The following is a 16,138-nucleotide window of genomic DNA, read 5'->3' as shown; positions in this document are numbered from 1 at the left end:
CATTAGCAATACCAAGTTCCGTCAGTCAAGCCAAAGGTTTTTCGTCACAATCCGCCCTCCCCCGTCCGATTGCAGGACCAGGGCCCTGTCCACGCCACCCAGGTCGGCCCTGCGACCGACTTCCCGCAATCCATTTTCCGCCCCAAGCGTAGACACCGCATCAATCTGGCCAATTCCCATCTCCAGGATCGCAAGACCACCAGACACCAGAAGACCCGGCAAAGCCCTGCACAGGATACGATAGGCGTCTAGCCCATCCGCCCCGCCATCCAGAGCCCGGGCGGGCTCATACCGCACGACTTCCGGCATCAGCCCCGCCAGATCTCCGCTCTCGATATACGGCGGATTGGACAGAACGACGTCAAAGCGGGCGTTCAGCGCATCCACCCAGCTACCGGCCAGAAAGGCACTGCGTTTCTCCAGTCCGCTACGAATGGAATTGCGTCGTGCCAGCGCTGCCGCCTGCGGAGACAGATCCACGCCCACACCCGTAGCCTGGGGATATTCGGACAGGGCCGCCAGCAACAGACAGCCTGTTCCGGTTCCGAGATCGAGAATGGAGAGCGGCGCGTTGCGGTCCGGACAGACATCCAGCAGGGCTTCGATCAGGGCTTCACTGTCGGCCCGGGGGATCAGCGTGTCACGCCCCGTCTCCAGATCCAGCGTCCAGAAACCCGTCTCTCCGGTGATGAATGCCAGAGGCTCCCGCTCCAGCCGCCGTTTCAGAGCCTCTGCGAATCGTAGCTCCTGCGCAGGCTCCACACCGTCCAGAGAGAGCAGACCGCCCAGGTCCCGCCCTGTCGCCCAGCACAGCAGAAGCCGGGCTTCACGGCGCGCATCCTCGATCCCGGCCTGCTCCAGCGCCTGCGAGGCCTCGCGCAAAAGATCATCTTTGGCCATCATCATTCAAGCGAACCTGTTATAGTTGGTGTCATGAAGTCCAAACGCGCCGTCCTCTATTCCGCCCTGCTGCTTGGCTGCACGCTCAATCCCCTTCACGCGCAGTCGGAACTGTCCACGGAGCTGCCCCCGTCCTTTACCGTGACGGACGAGCGCGCGCCCGAAGAAATTTCGGAAGTCTCGCGCCTTTATCTGGACGGCAATCTGGTTGCGACCTTCAGACTGGGTCTGTCCAAAGCCCATGAGACACGGACGATCCCGCTTCCGGTTGGCCGCTTCGATGTCGATTATGCCCTGTGTGGCGAAATCACCATCGTCCGTAACGGCCATCAGGAAACCCATCAGGTCAGCAGCGAAGGCCAGCTCCACCACCCCGAAGGCCATTCGCTCGATGCCGTGGGGAGCAACAACTTCACCGACTTCTTTCTGGTCGATTACGACGATTCCGCTGTTGCGACACACCGGCATGGCCGCGCCGCCGTCTGCGCAACGCCCAATACCTGACGCTCAGAACCCTTCAGCGGCGAGCAGTTCCGTCTGCTCCTCGCGGGTCAGGGCGTCGATAATCTCATCGAACTCCCCCCCCATGATCCGGTCAATTTTATAGAGTGTCAGATTGATCCTATGATCCGTCACGCGGCCTTGCGGGAAATTGTACGTGCGGATGCGCTCGGAGCGATCGCCCGTCCCGACCTGTGATTTCCGGTCCGCGGCCCGGGTGGCATGAAGCTGCGCGCGCTCCCGCTCATAAAGCCGGGCACGCAGGATCTTCATGGCTTTGGCCTTGTTCTTGTGCTGGCTTTTCTCTTCCTGCATCGCCACGACAATGCCGCTGGGCATGTGTGTAATACGAACCGCACTCTCGGTCTTGTTGACGTGCTGGCCACCGGCCCCCGAAGCGCGATAGACGTCAATCCGCAGATCATCGTCATTGACTGTCACATCGACTTCTTCGGCTTCAGGCAGTACGGCCACGGTCACGGTAGACGTATGAATCCGTCCCTGACTTTCCGTCGCCGGAACACGCTGCACCCGGTGCACACCGGATTCGTATTTCAGACGCGCGAAAACCGACCGGCCGGAAATGGTCGCCATGCCTTCCTTGAGGCCGGCCACCTCGTTCTCGGCATATTCCATGACCTCGAAACGCCAGCCATTCTGTTCGGAAAAGCGGCGATAGGCATCAAACAGTTCCGCCGCAAACAGTCCCGCCTCATCACCGCCCGCTGCCGGTCGGATTTCAAGGATGGCACTGCGTTCATCCGCCGCATCCTTCGGCAGAAGCGCAAGACGCAGGGCATGCCGAAGATCGGGCAGGGTCGCCTCGATCTCCGCAAGCTCCATCTGGGCCAACTCACGCATTTCCGGATCATCAAGCAAGGCCTGCGCTCCGGCTTTCTGCTCTTCGGCGCTTTTCCAGGCCTGAATGGACGCGACCACCGGTTCCAGTTCGGCATATTCCTGCGACAGACGGGTGAAATCCTCACCCGTCAGCTCGCCGGACGACATCAGAGCCTGAACTTCCTCCGAACGCGCGACAATCCGCTCAAGCCTGTCGTCAAACGCCATCTGTTCAGGCGCGTCCTGCGCTCAGAACCCGCGCCAGATCCACAACCGGCACTTCCTGCTGCTCGCGGCTGGAGAGGTCCCGAAGCTGCACGACGTCTTTGGCGATTTCCTCATCGCCCAGAACGATTGCATGGGATGCGCCGGACTTCACCACGCGCTCCATCCGCTTCTTCATGTTGCCACGGGTCTCGATCTCGGCCCGCAGACCCGCAGAGCGTAGAGCGCGCGCAATGGATGCGGCCTTGAGAACGGCTTCATCTCCCATCGGCACCAGCGCAATTCCGGCCGGAAGCTCAGGAACACTATCCAGCAGCATCGCCAGACGCTCGATCCCGCCAGCCCAGCCGATCGCCGGGATGGCCGGACCGCCCATCTGCTCCACAAGCCCTTCGTACCGACCACCGGCCAGCACCGTGCCCTGCGCGCCAAGCTTCGAGGTCACGAACTCGAACGCCGTGTGGCTGTAGTAATCAAGGCCACGAACGATGCGCGGATTTTCCACGAAATCCACGCCAAACGCCTGAAGGCTGGATCGCAATCCGTCCCAGAACTGCCGGGAGTCGTCGTTCAGATAATCCGCAAATGCCGGAGCATCGTCGAGCAGTTTGCGGTCCTGCTCGGACTTGCTGTCCAGAATTCGCAGCGGATTGGCTTCGAGCCGGATACGGCTCTCTTCGGACAGCGCATCCGCATGATCGCGGAAATACGCCACCAGCGCCTCCCGCCAGGCCTGACGGCTGGCCAGATCGCCAAGTGTATTGAGTTCCAGCGTGACATGATCGCCCAGACCCAGTTCGCGCAGGATGTCCTGCGCCATGGCGATCGTCTCGGCATCCCGCAACGGACTTTCCGCGCCGATCAGTTCCGCGCCGATCTGGTGGAACTGGCGGTAGCGTCCTTTCTGCGGACGCTCATAACGGAACATCGGCCCGTGATAGAATACCTTCTGCGGCAGGGACTGCGTCAGGCCGTTCGTGACGAGCGCGCGGCAGATCGCCGCCGTGCCCTCGGGACGCAGGGTGATGCTCTCACCGCCGCGATCCTCGAACGTGTACATCTCCTTGGACACGACATCGGACGTCTCGCCGAGCGTGCGCGAAAAGACGCGCGTGTCCTCGAAGATGGGCGTGCTCCACTCCTCGAAACCATAGGTCCGCAGAACCCGGCGCGCCGTCTCCACGACATGCTGATGACGGCGCATGGTCTCGCCGATGAGGTCGTGGGTCCCGCGAGGCGGTTGAAGTCCGGACATCAGTGCGCCGCCGGGTCCATCTGCTTGGCTGTCGTGCCTTCTTCCTTGCTGGCTTCGATGTCAGAGACCTTTTTCTCCACCAGTTCCACGATATGCTCGATCATGTCGCCAGCCGGCATCGTGTGATCCTGACGGCCTGCGGCATAAACCATGTGACGGCCATTGCCACCGCCGGTCACGCCGATATCGGTCATCAGAGCCTCACCCGGGCCATTCACCACGCAGCCGATGATGGACAGCGTCAGTGGCGTCTTGATGTGCTGGAGGCGGTCTTCCAGCGTCTGCACCGTTTCGACGACATTGAAGCCCTGACGGGCGCAGGACGGGCAGGAAATGATCTTCACGCCGCGATGACGCAGGCCGAGGGACTTCAGGATATCCCAGCCGACCAGAACTTCCTCTTCCGGAGCGGCGGAAAGCGACACGCGCATCGTATCACCCACACCGGCCCAGAGCAGATTGCCCAGACCGATGGAGGACTTCACGGTGCCCGCGCGCTTGGAGCCTGCCTCGGTGATACCGATATGCAGCGGATGGTCACAGCAGTCCGCGAGCTGCTGATAGGCCGCGACCGCCATAAACACGTCAGACGCCTTCACGCTGATCTTGAACTCGTGGAAGTCGTGATCCTCAAGGATCTTCGCGTGTTCCAGAGCGCTCTCGACCAGGGCTTCCGGGTTAGGCTCACCGTACTTCTCAAGCAGATGCTTTTCGAGCGAACCGGCATTCACGCCGATACGGATGGAGCAGCCATAATCCTTGGCGGCGTTGACGACTTCACGCACGCGCTCGGCGCTGCCGATATTGCCCGGATTGATTCGCAGGCAGGCCGCACCGGCCTTGGCGGCTTCGATGGCGCGCTTGTAGTGGAAGTGGATGTCCGCGACGATGGGGACGTTCACTTCATGCACGATCTCCGCCAGCGCAGCCGTGCTGGCCTCATCCGGGCAGGACACGCGCACGATGTCCACACCCGCCAGCTCGGCCAGGCGGATCTGGTCGATCGTGGCCTGCGCATCGGATGTCAGAGTGTTGGTCATGGTCTGCACGGAGATCGGGGCATCACCACCGACCGCAACCTTGCCGACATGGATCTGGCGCGACTTGCGACGCTCGATGTGCTGATAGGGACGGTAGCTGCTCATGATTTACCTCTTCGTGCCCGGAAAGGACCGGGAGCTCTGACCCAAGGGGCTGTATTCAGGGGACACTGAGTCCCCCTGATGGATATAAGGGTTTAATGCGATGGCGACGATTGTTCCAGCGGCTGATGTTCAAGCTGCCGGGCATTGAGGTCATCGGCCGAGACTTCAGGTGCTGCCGGTGCCTTCCGGGGAACGGAAACAGGCGGTGCTCCGGGGGGCGCGGGCACAGGCGCGACGGCCGGCTGCGCAGCGGCTGCTTCCGGTACGGGAACCGGCGCTCTGGGCTGCACCGGCAACGCGATCCCCGATCCGAACGCTCCCGAGCGGATGGCATCGGCCGTCACCTCGACATTGCGCCTGACCTGTCCTTCCTTCCCCAGCGGCGCACTGGTTGCTCCGGCCGTGGTCAGGACGATACCACCGGCATTGCCGAACGACATCCGGAACGGAGCGCCGGCGGGATCGCCCTGCCAGCTTTCACCCGGCTGCATCACACGCGACATGAGAACATGCCCGTCCCGGTCCCTGACCTGCGTCCAGACGGGAGCCAGCGCCCGGAGCACAACAGCTCCCTCGGGCACAGCCGGCGGCAGATCCGTGGCAGGCTGGCCGATCGCTCCAGTCTGCTGCGAAGGCGGGGCTTCGGCTACCGGAGGCGTCTCTGAATCGTCATCCGAAGCCGACGAAGCCACAGATGGCGCGGCAGTCGGGGGCGTGGATTGTGCAACTGAAGACGCTTCGGGGACATCCGGAGCAGCATTTTGCATCGGTGCGGCTGCCGGTGCAGGCGTCGTGGGAGCAGAAGACACTGTGACAGGAGTATGAGGCTCCGGCGTCGGAGCGCGTCCGGGCATCACGGATGCGACCTGCGGAGAGGTCATGGCAGGGGTGGCCGCACCCGGCATCAGTTCCGCCACAGCCGGGACCTGCCTCTGGGCCAGGTTGTCATGTTCCGTAAAGCGGTACCAGCCCACGTAAGCCGCGACCACGACCACAAGCCCCGCCCCGACGAGCACGCCGATCGGCAGACCTCGGTCCCCCTCAGGCTGCGGAAAGACCAGTTCCGGTTTGCGGGTTACGGCCCCGCGCGTGTCACGACGGAATCGCTCGACCAGCGCATCCGCATCAAGCTGCATGGCGTGGGCATAGGTGCGGAGAAATCCTACCGCGTAAGCCACGCCAGGCAGCTTCGACAGATCGTCTGTCTCAAGCGCTTCCAGCAGTTTCGGGCGGATTCGCAGCCACTCCGCGACATCTTCAAGCCGCCAGCCCAGCTCCTCGCGACGCGCACGCAGCACCGTTCCGACACTTGGCTGGTCGGACGGTTGCGAAAACGGGCGGTTCGAGGACGCTGGGGACATGATCGGACAATCCGTTAGCTTGGTGCGTGGATGCGGGTTTCGCGCTGCCTGATGGCATCCACGGCCTGCTCAACCAGCATCGCGATGATTTCGGCGACAGGACGGACTTCCTTGACCATGCCGACAGACTGACCTGCCATGACCGAACCGGTCTCCACGTCGCCTTCGATGACGGCGCGGCGCAGCGCACCGGCCCAGTAATGCTCGATCGAAAGCTGGGCTTCTTCCTTGGTCAGTTCGCCGCTCTGGAACTTCCGGAGCGCCTCGCCCTGAAGCCGCGCGAAGTTCCGGCCCCCTTCGTTCGAAAGACCACGTACCGGGATGACCGGGAAAAGCTCATCGAGCTGCACGGTCGTCACCGCGTCACGGGCATTGGCGCGAAGAAAGGCCTTCTTGAAGTTCTCATGCGCGATACTCTCTTCGGACGCCGCAAACAGCGTTCCAAGCTGCGCACCCGCCGCCCCCTGTTCCAGATAGGACAGGATCGCATCGCCACGCCCAAGCCCGCCGGCAACGAACACGGGGACATCACGGATATGCGGCAGGATTTCCTGCGCCAGCACCGTCAGCGAAACCGGGCCGACATGGCCGCCGGCTTCCGAACCCTCAATCACGAGAGCCTCAATGCCCATACGCACCAGACGCTTGCCCAGAGCCAGTGCCGGTGCAAAACCGATCGCCCTCGCCCCGCCATCGCGCACCTTGCGGATCGTGGCGCTGTTCGGCACACCGCCTGCCAGCACGATATGCGAAACATCATGCGCCAGACAGACATCCACCAGCCGATCCAGTTCGGGATGCATGGTAATCAGGTTCACGCCGAACGGGCGCTTCGTCAGCGCCTGTGTCGCGACGATTTCCTCTTCCAGCCGCTCGGGCGACATCGCACCGCAGGCGATGACACCGAAGCCTCCGGCATTGGAAATCGCGGAAACCAGATGCCGCTCGCTGACCCAGGACATGGCCCCGCCCAGGATCGCGACTTCGCTTCCCAGAAAGTCACAGCCCGGCTTCCACAGCCGGTCCAGCGTCGCACGGGCGTCCAGGGTCTCGCTCGGAATCTCGCTCAGGGTTTCGCTCACGCGTCGGCTCCCTCTCTGGCATCAAGGCCATATGCCGTGTGCAGAGCGCGCATGGCCAGTTCGGTATATTCGGAATCGATCAGGACCGAGATCTTGATCTCGCTCGTGGAAATAACCTGCACGTTGATCCCGCGATCGGCCAGCGTGCGGAACATCCGCGCGGCCAGACCGGCATTCGAGCGCATGCCGATGCCCACGACGCTGATCTTCACCACGTTATGGGACGTGATCAGTTCGCCATACTGGACGTATTCCCGGGCCTTCTCCAGCACGGCGCGGGCGGCGGCCTCGTCAGCCTTGCTGACCGTGAAGGTCATGTTCGTCATGTTGTCCACACCGACGCTCTGGACGATCATGTCGACATTGATGTTCGCGGCGGCCAGCGGATCGAAAATCGCGGCGGCAATGCCCGGACGGTCCGGAATGTTCCGTACGGAGATTTTCGCTTCGTCATGCGAGTTGGCAATCCCCGCAACCAGTTCCTTCTCCATGATCTCGTCCTCATCAACCACAATCGAACCGCTCTCATCATCCGTCTCGGCGAATGATGAGAGCACCCGCACCCGGACGCCCTCGCGCATGGCAAGACCGACACTGCGGGTCTGAAGTACCTTGGCGCCTACCGAAGCCAGTTCAAGCATCTCTTCATATGTGATGCGATCCAGCTTCTTGGCGCGTTTCACGATGCGCGGATCGGTCGTGTAGATCCCGTCCACATCGGTATAAATATCACACTGGTCGGCATTGATGGCAGCAGCGACGGCCACGGCGGACGTATCCGATCCGCCACGTCCCAGCGTCGCGATCCGCCCGTCCGGCCCCACGCCCTGAAAACCGGCGACCACGGGAATGAACCCGTCGTCCAGACAGGCCAGCAGCGCCGTGCCGTCCACGCTTTCAATGGCGGCCTTGCCATGTGCGTCGTCCGTCACAAGCGGGATCTGCCAGCCCTGAAACGACCGCGCCTTCACACCAAGCGCCTGAAGCGCGATGGACACAAGCCCGCTCGTCACCTGCTCACCCGCTGCGACAACAGCATCATATTCCTTCGGATCGGCCAGCGGGTCCAGTTCGGCACAGTAGCCGACCATCCGGTTCGTGACACCGGCCATGGCGGAGACCACGACGGCCACACGGCGGCCACGGTCATGTTCCGCTTTCACGCGTTTTGCAACGTTCCGGATGCGCTCGATATTCCCGACGGACGTGCCGCCGAATTTCATGACAACCGTCTTCCGTTTCCCGCTTTCGCCCTTGATGGCAGCATGGGGATCGGCACGACCGGAAACCTGGTCGTGGACGGGCGTATCGGGCATGGACATCGCGGATAAGGCTCCAGTACGTGTCTGGCGTTGCGCGCTCGGGTCTGGCATCGGGTAGGGCAAAGACATGCAAACCACCCGGCACCTGGACAGACTCTGCCGGTCCACATACTCGTCTCGCTCCGCCACGTCCAGATGACGCGCGGCAGACAGGCACACAGAAGGAGAATTCTGATGCCCACAGAAACATCCCCGGGACAGGATTCCAGACGCTCGTCCGTATCGGAATCCGAGATCGCCCATTTCAGCGCGCTGGCGGAAGACTGGTGGAATCCGCGTGGCCCCATGGCCCCGCTGCACGCCATGAACCCGCTCCGCACCGAATGGGTCAGCCGTCATGTCGTCCCCCTGCGCAAGGCAGCCACCGGTCCTCTGAGCCTGCTCGATATCGGCTGCGGCGCCGGCCTGGCCAGCGAGGCCTATGCCAAACTCGGCTTCAACACACTCGGAATCGATGCCAGTGCGGCGGGCATCCGCGCGGCAGAAGCCCATCTGGCCGCCCACCCCCTGCCACCAGAGGCAGCGTCCCTGTCCTATCGCAATGGCAGCGCGGAAGATCTCGTTGCGGAAGGCGCGCGCTTTGATGTCGTCAACGCCCTGGAAGTCATCGAGCACGTCAATGACCCGCAGGATTTCCTGATCATGCTGGCCACGCTGACGAAACCGGGGGGCATGGTCGCAGTATCCACCCTCAACCGGACTCCGCGTTCCTTTGCCGTCGCCAAGCTGGGCGCGGAATATCTGCTGCGGATGTTGCCCGTAGGCACGCACGACTGGAAGAAGTTCATCAAGCCCGACGAACTCGCCGCCATGGCCCGCCGTGCAGGACTGCGCATTCTGGACATCGCAGGGATGAGCTATGTCCCGTTCCAGTGGCGCGAAAGCCGCGATACCGGCATCAATTACATCGCGATTTTCCGCAAGGACTGAACAAAAAAGGGCGGTTGCAGCACATTACTTCGCTGCAACCGCCCTTTTCGGATTAGCGCCCGATCAGACCTGCGTGTTCATGAACGCAAAGGTCGTCGGGCTGCCAACGGGAGTGAAATTGTTCGTAAACGCAATTTCGCCCGTCTTCTTATCCACTTTGAAAGAGGTCACGGCATCCGAACGCTGGTTGGCGCAGAACAGGAACGCGCCGGACGGATCGAACATCAGCGCACGGCCGTAATCCGCATGCATCCAGACCTCATCCTGAAGCGTCAGGGTCCCGTCCGCGCCAATCGCGAATACGGCCAGAGAATCACCCAGACGGTTGGAGACATAAACGAACTTGCCGCTGGCCGAGATCAGGATTTCCGCAGCCAACGTCGAGCCCCGGAAATGCGACGTGACGGTGCTGACGGTCTGGATGTCGCTGATCGCGCCCGTTGCCGGGTCGAAATTGGAAACGACAACCTTCGAATCCTGCTCGCACAGATTGTACAGGATGCGGCCGGAATGATTGAACTGGAAGTGACGCGGCGCCGAGCCCGGTTCCATATCGTAATAGGGCGTCTTGGCAGGGATCAGCTTGCCGGTGTCGATGTTCAGCGTCCAGACATAGACGCGGTCCAGGCCCGCATCATCCACCAGCACGAACTTGCCGCTCGGATCGGAGTGGATCATGTGCGGGTGCGAGCCCGAATGGTCGGATACGGCGAAATTGCCCTGCGGATTGTCCGACGCCCGCTCCGGCTGGCGCGGTCCCGTGTTGTGAACAACGTCCGATGCCTCCCCCAGCGATCCATCCGAGCGGATCGGCAGAACGGCAACGCAGCCCCCCATATAGTTGGCGACCAGCACGTAGCGTCCCGAATGGTGGATGCTCAGATGGGCCGGAACGGCACCTTTCGAACTGACAACGTTCAGTTTGCTCAGCGACCCCGTTTTTGGATCGATGGCAAAAGCCGTGACGGAGCCGTCACCCTCCTTGTTGAAATCGTCGATCTCGCTCAGCGCGTACAGGAAGCGCTGGTTCTTCGAAATCGCAAGGAAAGACGGGCTGGCAATGTCCGTGAAGGTCGTGATCGGCGTCAGAACACCCGTATCGCGATCCATATCGAAAACGGAAATCCCCTGCCCGTTCCCACTTCCACCTCCCGGCGGCCCATGTTTCGTATATCCGCCGACAAAGCAGATCGTTCTGGAAACGGGCTTGGGCGGCGGAGGCGGCGTAGGACCCGTCTTTTCAGGGTCAGCGGCACCAGCAACACCGGTACCGGCCGCAGCAACGCCGGCAACCAATCCGACCGCAAAACTACGGCGGGAAACAGGGTGGGACATGATGGATCTGCATTCCTTTCAATATGACAGGGTAACGCCTGCGACCAGAAAAAGACGCATTCCCGACCCCGGCACCGGTTTCCCGGCCAGCAGTTCAGTGGGCGTCCTTCGGCAGTTTGCATTGCGGCCCTACGGGGGGGCCGGCATAACGGGTCCAGGTCTGGGTTTCCCCCAGAAGAGGCATTCCCAGAACGAATCCGCGCAGTTTCAGGACATTGGGCTCGGACACCCATATCCGCGCCTGATAGACCCGTCCGGTCCGCGGATCAAGAATATGACCCTGCCACTTGCGATCCTCGATTGGGGCAAAATCTGTCAGCATACGGATTCCGCACTGCGACCGCCCCCAGACATCCTTTGGAACAACCCCGTCATAAACCATGCCAATCAGCTGTCCGCAGAGCATATGGCCGCAGGGCTCGATGGAAAACAGGCCGTCATGCGCCTCGGACAGCCATAACCCCTCTTCGGGAATATCCGGGGGAGCCGCGCCTGTTGGACCAGAGGTCTGGGCCCGTGCCGGGACACAGCAAAGTGATGACAGCGCCAGCAGGACAGCCGCGAAAAAGCCTGCTCCCCGCATTCAGGCCTTACCCAGCAGGGCATCAAGACGCCCCGCACGATCAAGCGCCATCAGATCATCACAGCCTCCCAACCTCTTGCCGTCCACAAATGTCTGCGGCACGGTCCGACTGCCGGATCGACGGATGGACTCCTCGCGCTCTGCCGATCCGCGGGGGGCGTTGATTTCCTGAAACTCTACCCCCTTGGAGCGAAGCAGGCTGATGGCATGCACGCAGTAAGGACATCCAGGCTGGGTATAAATCTCGATTTTCGACATAGGATCCTCATTCCTGGACAAAGCGCGGGTTCTGTTCATCCACTCTCCCGGTCCGGGCTGCAACCAAAATATCCACGCTCGCCGCGCCAGCCTTCATCAGGGCCATCGTACAGGCCGATGCCGTGGAGCCTGTCGTCAGCACGTCATCCACCAGCAGGACGGCCTGCCCCTCTATCCGTCTCCCGCGTCCTTTTCTCACCCGGACCGCGTATTCCATTTCACGTGCGCGTTCCCCGGCAGACAGACGGGCCAGCGCGCGCGTGGAGCGGACACGCTGAAGAGCATCCACCACACAGGGCAGGCCCGCAAGCCGTGAAACGCCCTGAGCCATCAGAGCCGCCTGATTGTAACGCCGTTTCCACAGACGGGTGCGATACAGCGGAACGGGGACGACAAGCGTGACGTTCTGCAACATGTCCTCGGCAGCCGATGTCATCTGACGGGCCAGAACGGCGGCATTTTCAGTATGATCGGCATATTTCAACGGCAGGATCAGGCGCCGCGACCAGGCATCGTAAACGAAAGCCGCCCGCGCCGAACGCCAGACCGGCGGATGGGCCTGACAGGCCGCACAGCAACTCTGACTGCCGCCAAGGCCCTCGTTTTCCAGCTGAACACCGCATCGGTGACAACAGGGAGAAACAATCCGGTGAGCGGCCTGAAAACAGGTGCCGCAGAACGCGCCCTCCGTCATGACTTCTGTTCCGCAGGCGGCACAGGTGGGAGGCAGAAGCGTATCCAGAACAACGCGCGCGCTGCGGGTCAGAAGCCGTTTCACCCTGTGCGCGGTAGCAGTTTGAGCGTGATTTGGGATGCGTCGATCAGGACCTTGCCCTGATGCTGAAAATTGACGGTCACCCGCTCTCCCACGGCCGACTGGACCTGGCCCCAGCCCCATTCGGGGTGATCGGGATGCTGGACGATCTGTCCTGGCTCAAGAAACGACTGAAAGGGCCCGGTCACGGACAGCGATGCTTCAAGACCGAAAGCCGCAAGCTGGACGACCTGCGTGCTGGAGACCCAAAGCAGCCACCACCCACCAGGCGTACTGACGCGGACACCGTCGATTCCAGACACATTCGCATCCGCTTTTCGAAGACGTGCGACCAGACGGCTGAGCACGGCACCGGCTGCGGAATTACCGTTGTCCCGGACGCCCCGCAGCGGCCGGTTTCCATCGTAATCCTGCATAAGCCGGTCAATATCTCGGCCCTGACCTCAGTCCCGTTCGTCGCAGGAAGAACGTCGCCGGATGCGGGCAGACGACCCAGTTCGCGAATCTGGTCGCCGTAAAACGGCTTGCCGCCCATCATCAGCTTGAAGCCGTTGTGGTCGGGCGGATTATGGATTCCCGTGACCATGACAGCACCATCAGCGTCATCCAACACGGCAGCGAAATAGAGCATGGACGTCGACCCATACCCGATCCGTGCCGGCGGAATGCAGCCTCTTTCCGACGATCCCGCGGATATCGTATTCCCTCAGGCCCGTCGGATCGACTTCATGCCGCAAGAGCATCAGGGCGCATCAACATACTGCTTGTACTTTTTGAGGAACGCCTTCACGGACGCGCCAAGATCCTCGCGATCGATCGAGAACGCGATCTGCGCTTCGAGGAAGCCCGCCTTGTCACCGCAGTCATAACGCGTACCTTCATAGCGGAGACCATGGAACGGGACTTCACCGATCGTCTTGGCCATTGCATCCGTCAGTTGGACTTCATTGCCCGCACCGCGTTCCAGCTTCGCCAGATATTTCATGACATCCTGTGTCAGCACATAGCGACCGATGATGGACAGGTTCGAAGGCGCGTCTTCCGGGGCCGGCTTCTCGACCAGTCCCTTGACCTCGACCAGCTTGCCATCGTCACTGCCGACATCCAGGATGCCGTAACGGTTCGTATGCTCGCGCGGAACTTCCGTGACTGCCACGACATTGCCGCCGGTCTGATTGTAAGCCTCAACCAGCTGGCCGATGCAACTGCGTCCCTTGACGATATCGTCCGGGAGCAGGATGGCAAACGGATCGTCCCCGATAAACGAACGCGCACACCAGATCGCGTGCCCCAGGCCCAACGGCTCCTGCTGGCGCACGGCGACGAGAGAGCCCGCCTGCATCCCACTGGGCGCAAGTGCTTCAAGCGCACTCTTCTTGCCACGTTCCCTGAGCGTTGCTTCGAGTTCATAGGCAATGTCGAAATAATCGATCAGACTGTCTTTGCCGCGGCCGGTCACCAGACAGAACTCTTCGATCCCGGCCTCGCGGGCTTCATCGATCGCGTACTGAATCAGCGGCTTATCGACGACAGGAAGCATTTCCTTCGGCATGGCCTTGGTCGCGGGCAGGAAGCGCGTACCGAGACCGGCAACCGGAAGGACAGCTTTTTTCAGTGGCTTGATCACGAAACCTCACACATCAGCCGAAAATGACGCCCGATCGTCGAACCGAAAGTCCGGACGCTCTCAAGGACGCAAGAGCAATACCCCTGTCTCAGTAGTCTGGCAACAAAATGGCGCAGACCAGAGAACTGACAGGAAACGCTTCATTCCCCAGTGGGGTTTATTTGTGATGTCTGATTTTTACTGAATACACCGACATCTGAATGTCAGTGGTGCGGCCGAGAAGACTCGAACTTCCACGGGGTTGCCCCCACAAGCACCTCAAGCTTGCGCGTCTACCATTCCGCCACGGCCGCCCCGTGACAAACGATCCTGCTTCGTGCATGACCGTCCGGTGTGGGAGGGGCTATAGCTGATGCCGAAAACGAGGGCAATGACCCGAAATGAGATTTGTGAAGAAATTTTGTGGAAATCTTCTCCGGGACTGATCCCCTACCCCGAAGCCCTGACCTTCATGGAGGAGCGTGCGCGGGCCATTCATCAGGGCATAGCAGAACCGCTGGTCTGGCTTGTGGAGCATCCTCCCGTCTTTACGGCAGGCACCTCCGCCAAAGACGCGGACCTCTATAATCCTCACGGTTATCCGACCTATTCCGCCGGACGCGGCGGCCAGTGGACCTATCACGGGCCGGGACAGAGGCTCGGTTATGTCATGATGGATCTGACGAAGCCCAACGGCACCGTCCCGCCCCGCGACCTGCGCGCTTTTGTCGCGGGACTGGAAGGCTGGATGACCGACGCCCTCGCCCGGCTCGGCGTCACGGCCTTTACCCGCGAAGGCCGGATCGGCGTCTGGACGATCGATCCTCTCACAGGTCTGGAAGCCAAGATCGGGGCTCTGGGCATCCGCGTCAGCCGCTGGGTCAGCTGGCATGGCGTTTCGATCAATGTCAGTCCCGATCTGACCGATTTCGATGGAATCGTGCCCTGCGGCATCCGCGAGTTCGGCGTCACCAGTCTCCAGCGATTCGACAGCAGCCTGACGATGGCGGATCTTGATAACGCTCTTGCCGCCGCATGGCCGGGACGGTTCGGTTCTATCCCGCGGGCGGCGTGAAGACGGACGGAGTGATTGCCACGCCCTGCCGCACAGCGGAAAGCTCCACACCGAAATGATGCTGTCGGGCGTCCACACCCTGCAACCCGATCAAACCGAGCTGACCGTTCACATCCGAAAACTGGATCGTCAGCAACCCCTGCGACGGATTATCCGCCTGCGCGACCGAAATCTGCAGCGATCCGTCCCCATGCCGCACATCCGTAACCTGAACGTCACCATCAAACCGGATCGGATATTTCAGCAGCAGACCGAGCGGATTGTGCCGAAGCGACAGATGCGTCACTGCGCCCGTTGCCCGGTCGTCGAGCACGAGGTGCCCGTCACCCGCGACGAGTTCCATCGGATGCGGCGCCACATAATCCAGCCTCAGATGCCCCGGAATATAGGAAAAACGTCCCGCACTCTCCCCGGCATCCGGTCCATGTTGCAGGAAGGCGGCCTGCAATCCCTGAAGACCGTTCAGATAGGCCTCGATACGATGCACGTCGTTCTGCTCGGCCACAGGCAGGTGGCCATAGCCACCCGTCGCGCAGCCTGACAGCAGAAGGAGGGCCAGCAGAGCACGTTTCATGGGTTTTTCTCTCCATGCACGACCAAAGACAGCGCATGCAGCCCGGAACTGAACTCCTCGGCCAGCAGAGCATTGACCAGCCGATGGCGCGCCACCCGGTTCAGCCCATCAAACCGCGCGCTCGTGATGGCCACATTGAAATGCGTCTCCCCTCCACCCCCAAGAGCCTTCGCCCCGGCATGATGGGCATGACGGGCGCTGTCATCCTGGATCTCGAGTGTCGTGGGCGACAGTTCCCGTCGAAGGATCGCCTCGATCCGTTCCCGTCGGGTGGAGTGTGGCGCGGAAGAGCGTGAAGCTGTTTCAGACATGATGAAAATCGTCCGGCTGGAGGAATGGCCGCTTGCATCGTGCGGCTGTGATTGCCCATA

The 16,138-nt window shown here is 61.6% G+C and carries 19 protein-coding genes and 1 tRNA gene; 3 read left to right on the top strand and 17 right to left on the bottom strand.

The window, feature by feature from the left end; genetic code table 11:
- Positions 1-21 precede the first annotated feature (21 nt).
- The gene (gene prmC / locus GFJ39_RS00970; protein WP_153429200.1) at positions 22-903 is read right to left on the bottom strand and encodes a peptide chain release factor N(5)-glutamine methyltransferase; all 882 of its coding nucleotides are present in this window, start codon (positions 901-903) and stop codon (positions 22-24) included.
- A gap of 30 nt (positions 904-933) precedes the next feature.
- Here prmC and GFJ39_RS00965 point away from each other — a divergent pair, with 30 nt between their 5' ends.
- Positions 934-1,404: a hypothetical protein gene (locus GFJ39_RS00965; protein WP_153429149.1), complete on the top strand. Its 471-nt coding sequence runs from the start codon at positions 934-936 to the stop codon at positions 1,402-1,404.
- A gap of 3 nt (positions 1,405-1,407) precedes the next feature.
- On the opposite strand, the gene prfA is transcribed toward GFJ39_RS00965, so the two are convergent.
- From prfA to GFJ39_RS00935, 6 genes are all read right to left on the bottom strand, one after another.
- Positions 1,408-2,469, bottom strand: a complete 1,062-nt coding sequence (gene prfA / locus GFJ39_RS00960) for a peptide chain release factor 1 (RefSeq protein ID WP_153429148.1) — start codon at positions 2,467-2,469, stop codon at positions 1,408-1,410.
- A gap of 4 nt (positions 2,470-2,473) precedes the next feature.
- Positions 2,474-3,721, bottom strand: coding sequence for a histidine--tRNA ligase (gene hisS / locus GFJ39_RS00955; protein WP_153429147.1), 1,248 nt, complete (start codon positions 3,719-3,721; stop codon positions 2,474-2,476).
- A complete protein-coding gene (gene ispG / locus GFJ39_RS00950) occupies positions 3,721-4,866 on the bottom strand; it encodes a flavodoxin-dependent (E)-4-hydroxy-3-methylbut-2-enyl-diphosphate synthase (protein ID WP_153429146.1) in 1,146 nt (381 codons plus the stop codon). Before ispG ends, hisS begins: the two co-directional genes overlap by 1 nt.
- Positions 4,867-4,958: 92 nt before the next feature.
- On the bottom strand, positions 4,959-6,227 hold the full coding sequence (locus GFJ39_RS00945; protein ID WP_153429145.1) for a helix-turn-helix domain-containing protein: 1,269 nt from the start codon (positions 6,225-6,227) through the stop codon (positions 4,959-4,961).
- A gap of 14 nt (positions 6,228-6,241) precedes the next feature.
- Positions 6,242-7,309: an NAD(P)H-dependent flavin oxidoreductase gene (locus GFJ39_RS00940; RefSeq protein ID WP_325062763.1), complete on the bottom strand. Its 1,068-nt coding sequence runs from the start codon at positions 7,307-7,309 to the stop codon at positions 6,242-6,244.
- Positions 7,306-8,631, bottom strand: coding sequence for an aspartate kinase (locus GFJ39_RS00935; protein WP_153429144.1), 1,326 nt, complete (start codon positions 8,629-8,631; stop codon positions 7,306-7,308). Before GFJ39_RS00935 ends, GFJ39_RS00940 begins: the two co-directional genes overlap by 4 nt.
- Before the next feature lie 174 nt (positions 8,632-8,805).
- On the opposite strand from GFJ39_RS00935, the gene ubiG reads away from it, so the two are divergent.
- Complete coding sequence (gene ubiG / locus GFJ39_RS00930; RefSeq protein WP_153429143.1) at positions 8,806-9,561, top strand: bifunctional 2-polyprenyl-6-hydroxyphenol methylase/3-demethylubiquinol 3-O-methyltransferase UbiG; 756 nt, start codon at positions 8,806-8,808, stop codon at positions 9,559-9,561.
- A 63-nt stretch (positions 9,562-9,624) separates the two neighbouring features.
- On the opposite strand, the gene GFJ39_RS00925 is transcribed toward ubiG, so the two are convergent.
- The 8 genes from GFJ39_RS00925 to GFJ39_RS00890 form a co-directional block, all read right to left on the bottom strand.
- Complete coding sequence (locus tag GFJ39_RS00925) at positions 9,625-10,896, bottom strand: lactonase family protein (RefSeq protein WP_153429142.1); 1,272 nt, start codon at positions 10,894-10,896, stop codon at positions 9,625-9,627.
- A 94-nt stretch (positions 10,897-10,990) separates the two neighbouring features.
- On the bottom strand, positions 10,991-11,479 hold the full coding sequence (locus GFJ39_RS00920) for a DUF2147 domain-containing protein (protein WP_153429141.1): 489 nt from the start codon (positions 11,477-11,479) through the stop codon (positions 10,991-10,993).
- On the bottom strand, positions 11,480-11,737 hold the full coding sequence (gene grxC, locus GFJ39_RS00915) for a glutaredoxin 3 (protein WP_153429140.1): 258 nt from the start codon (positions 11,735-11,737) through the stop codon (positions 11,480-11,482).
- 7 nt (positions 11,738-11,744) lie between these two features.
- Complete coding sequence (locus GFJ39_RS00910; protein ID WP_325062762.1) at positions 11,745-12,515, bottom strand: ComF family protein; 771 nt, start codon at positions 12,513-12,515, stop codon at positions 11,745-11,747.
- On the bottom strand, positions 12,512-12,706 hold the full coding sequence (locus GFJ39_RS00905) for a DUF3553 domain-containing protein (protein ID WP_153429197.1): 195 nt from the start codon (positions 12,704-12,706) through the stop codon (positions 12,512-12,514). Before GFJ39_RS00905 ends, GFJ39_RS00910 begins: the two co-directional genes overlap by 4 nt.
- Positions 12,697-13,143, bottom strand: a complete 447-nt coding sequence (locus tag GFJ39_RS00900; protein ID WP_407645844.1) for a hypothetical protein — start codon at positions 13,141-13,143, stop codon at positions 12,697-12,699. The genes GFJ39_RS00905 and GFJ39_RS00900 overlap by 10 nt, the downstream gene beginning before the upstream one ends.
- Positions 13,144-13,254: 111 nt before the next feature.
- Complete coding sequence (gene galU, locus GFJ39_RS00895; RefSeq protein ID WP_325062761.1) at positions 13,255-14,139, bottom strand: UTP--glucose-1-phosphate uridylyltransferase GalU; 885 nt, start codon at positions 14,137-14,139, stop codon at positions 13,255-13,257.
- A gap of 207 nt (positions 14,140-14,346) precedes the next feature.
- Positions 14,347-14,432: transfer RNA gene (locus GFJ39_RS00890), tRNA-Leu, on the bottom strand.
- 59 nt (positions 14,433-14,491) lie between these two features.
- On the opposite strand from GFJ39_RS00890, the gene lipB reads away from it, so the two are divergent.
- Positions 14,492-15,193: a lipoyl(octanoyl) transferase LipB gene (gene lipB / locus GFJ39_RS00885; RefSeq protein WP_194285244.1), complete on the top strand. Its 702-nt coding sequence runs from the start codon at positions 14,492-14,494 to the stop codon at positions 15,191-15,193.
- On the opposite strand, the gene GFJ39_RS00880 is transcribed toward lipB, so the two are convergent.
- A complete protein-coding gene (locus GFJ39_RS00880) occupies positions 15,174-15,767 on the bottom strand; it encodes a LolA family protein (protein WP_153429138.1) in 594 nt (197 codons plus the stop codon). The two genes, lipB and GFJ39_RS00880, sit on opposite strands and share 20 nt — an antisense overlap.
- Positions 15,764-16,078, bottom strand: a complete 315-nt coding sequence (locus tag GFJ39_RS00875) for a BolA family protein (protein WP_153429137.1) — start codon at positions 16,076-16,078, stop codon at positions 15,764-15,766. Before GFJ39_RS00875 ends, GFJ39_RS00880 begins: the two co-directional genes overlap by 4 nt.
- Positions 16,079-16,138: the final 60 nt, after the last annotated feature.

Origin of the sequence: Gluconobacter aidae, assembly GCF_009547075.1 — a bacterium.
In the GTDB taxonomy this organism is placed as follows: Bacteria; Pseudomonadota; Alphaproteobacteria; order Acetobacterales; family Acetobacteraceae; genus Gluconobacter; species Gluconobacter aidae.
Note: the sequence above shows the minus strand (reverse complement) of the source record. Positions and strands in the feature narration are given on the sequence as shown.

Bases quoted from the DNA above. Each gene is read 5' to 3' on its own strand.
- prmC (WP_153429200.1), bottom strand. From the start codon at position 903: ATGATGGCCAAAGATGATCTTTTGCGCGAGGCCTCGCAGGCGCTGGAG.
- GFJ39_RS00965 (WP_153429149.1), top strand. From the start codon at position 934: ATGAAGTCCAAACGCGCCGTCCTCTATTCCGCCCTGCTGCTTGGCTGC.
- prfA (WP_153429148.1), bottom strand. From the start codon at position 2,469: ATGGCGTTTGACGACAGGCTTGAGCGGATTGTCGCGCGTTCGGAGGAA.
- hisS (WP_153429147.1), bottom strand. From the start codon at position 3,721: ATGTCCGGACTTCAACCGCCTCGCGGGACCCACGACCTCATCGGCGAG.
- ispG (WP_153429146.1), bottom strand. From the start codon at position 4,866: ATGAGCAGCTACCGTCCCTATCAGCACATCGAGCGTCGCAAGTCGCGC.
- GFJ39_RS00945 (WP_153429145.1), bottom strand. From the start codon at position 6,227: ATGTCCCCAGCGTCCTCGAACCGCCCGTTTTCGCAACCGTCCGACCAG.
- GFJ39_RS00935 (WP_153429144.1), bottom strand. From the start codon at position 8,631: ATGTCCATGCCCGATACGCCCGTCCACGACCAGGTTTCCGGTCGTGCC.
- ubiG (WP_153429143.1), top strand. From the start codon at position 8,806: ATGCCCACAGAAACATCCCCGGGACAGGATTCCAGACGCTCGTCCGTA.
- GFJ39_RS00925 (WP_153429142.1), bottom strand. From the start codon at position 10,896: ATGTCCCACCCTGTTTCCCGCCGTAGTTTTGCGGTCGGATTGGTTGCC.
- GFJ39_RS00920 (WP_153429141.1), bottom strand. From the start codon at position 11,479: ATGCGGGGAGCAGGCTTTTTCGCGGCTGTCCTGCTGGCGCTGTCATCA.
- grxC (WP_153429140.1), bottom strand. From the start codon at position 11,737: ATGTCGAAAATCGAGATTTATACCCAGCCTGGATGTCCTTACTGCGTG.
- GFJ39_RS00900 (WP_407645844.1), bottom strand. From the start codon at position 13,143: ATGCTCTATTTCGCTGCCGTGTTGGATGACGCTGATGGTGCTGTCATG.
- lipB (WP_194285244.1), top strand. From the start codon at position 14,492: ATGCCGAAAACGAGGGCAATGACCCGAAATGAGATTTGTGAAGAAATT.
- GFJ39_RS00880 (WP_153429138.1), bottom strand. From the start codon at position 15,767: ATGAAACGTGCTCTGCTGGCCCTCCTTCTGCTGTCAGGCTGCGCGACG.
- GFJ39_RS00875 (WP_153429137.1), bottom strand. From the start codon at position 16,078: ATGTCTGAAACAGCTTCACGCTCTTCCGCGCCACACTCCACCCGACGG.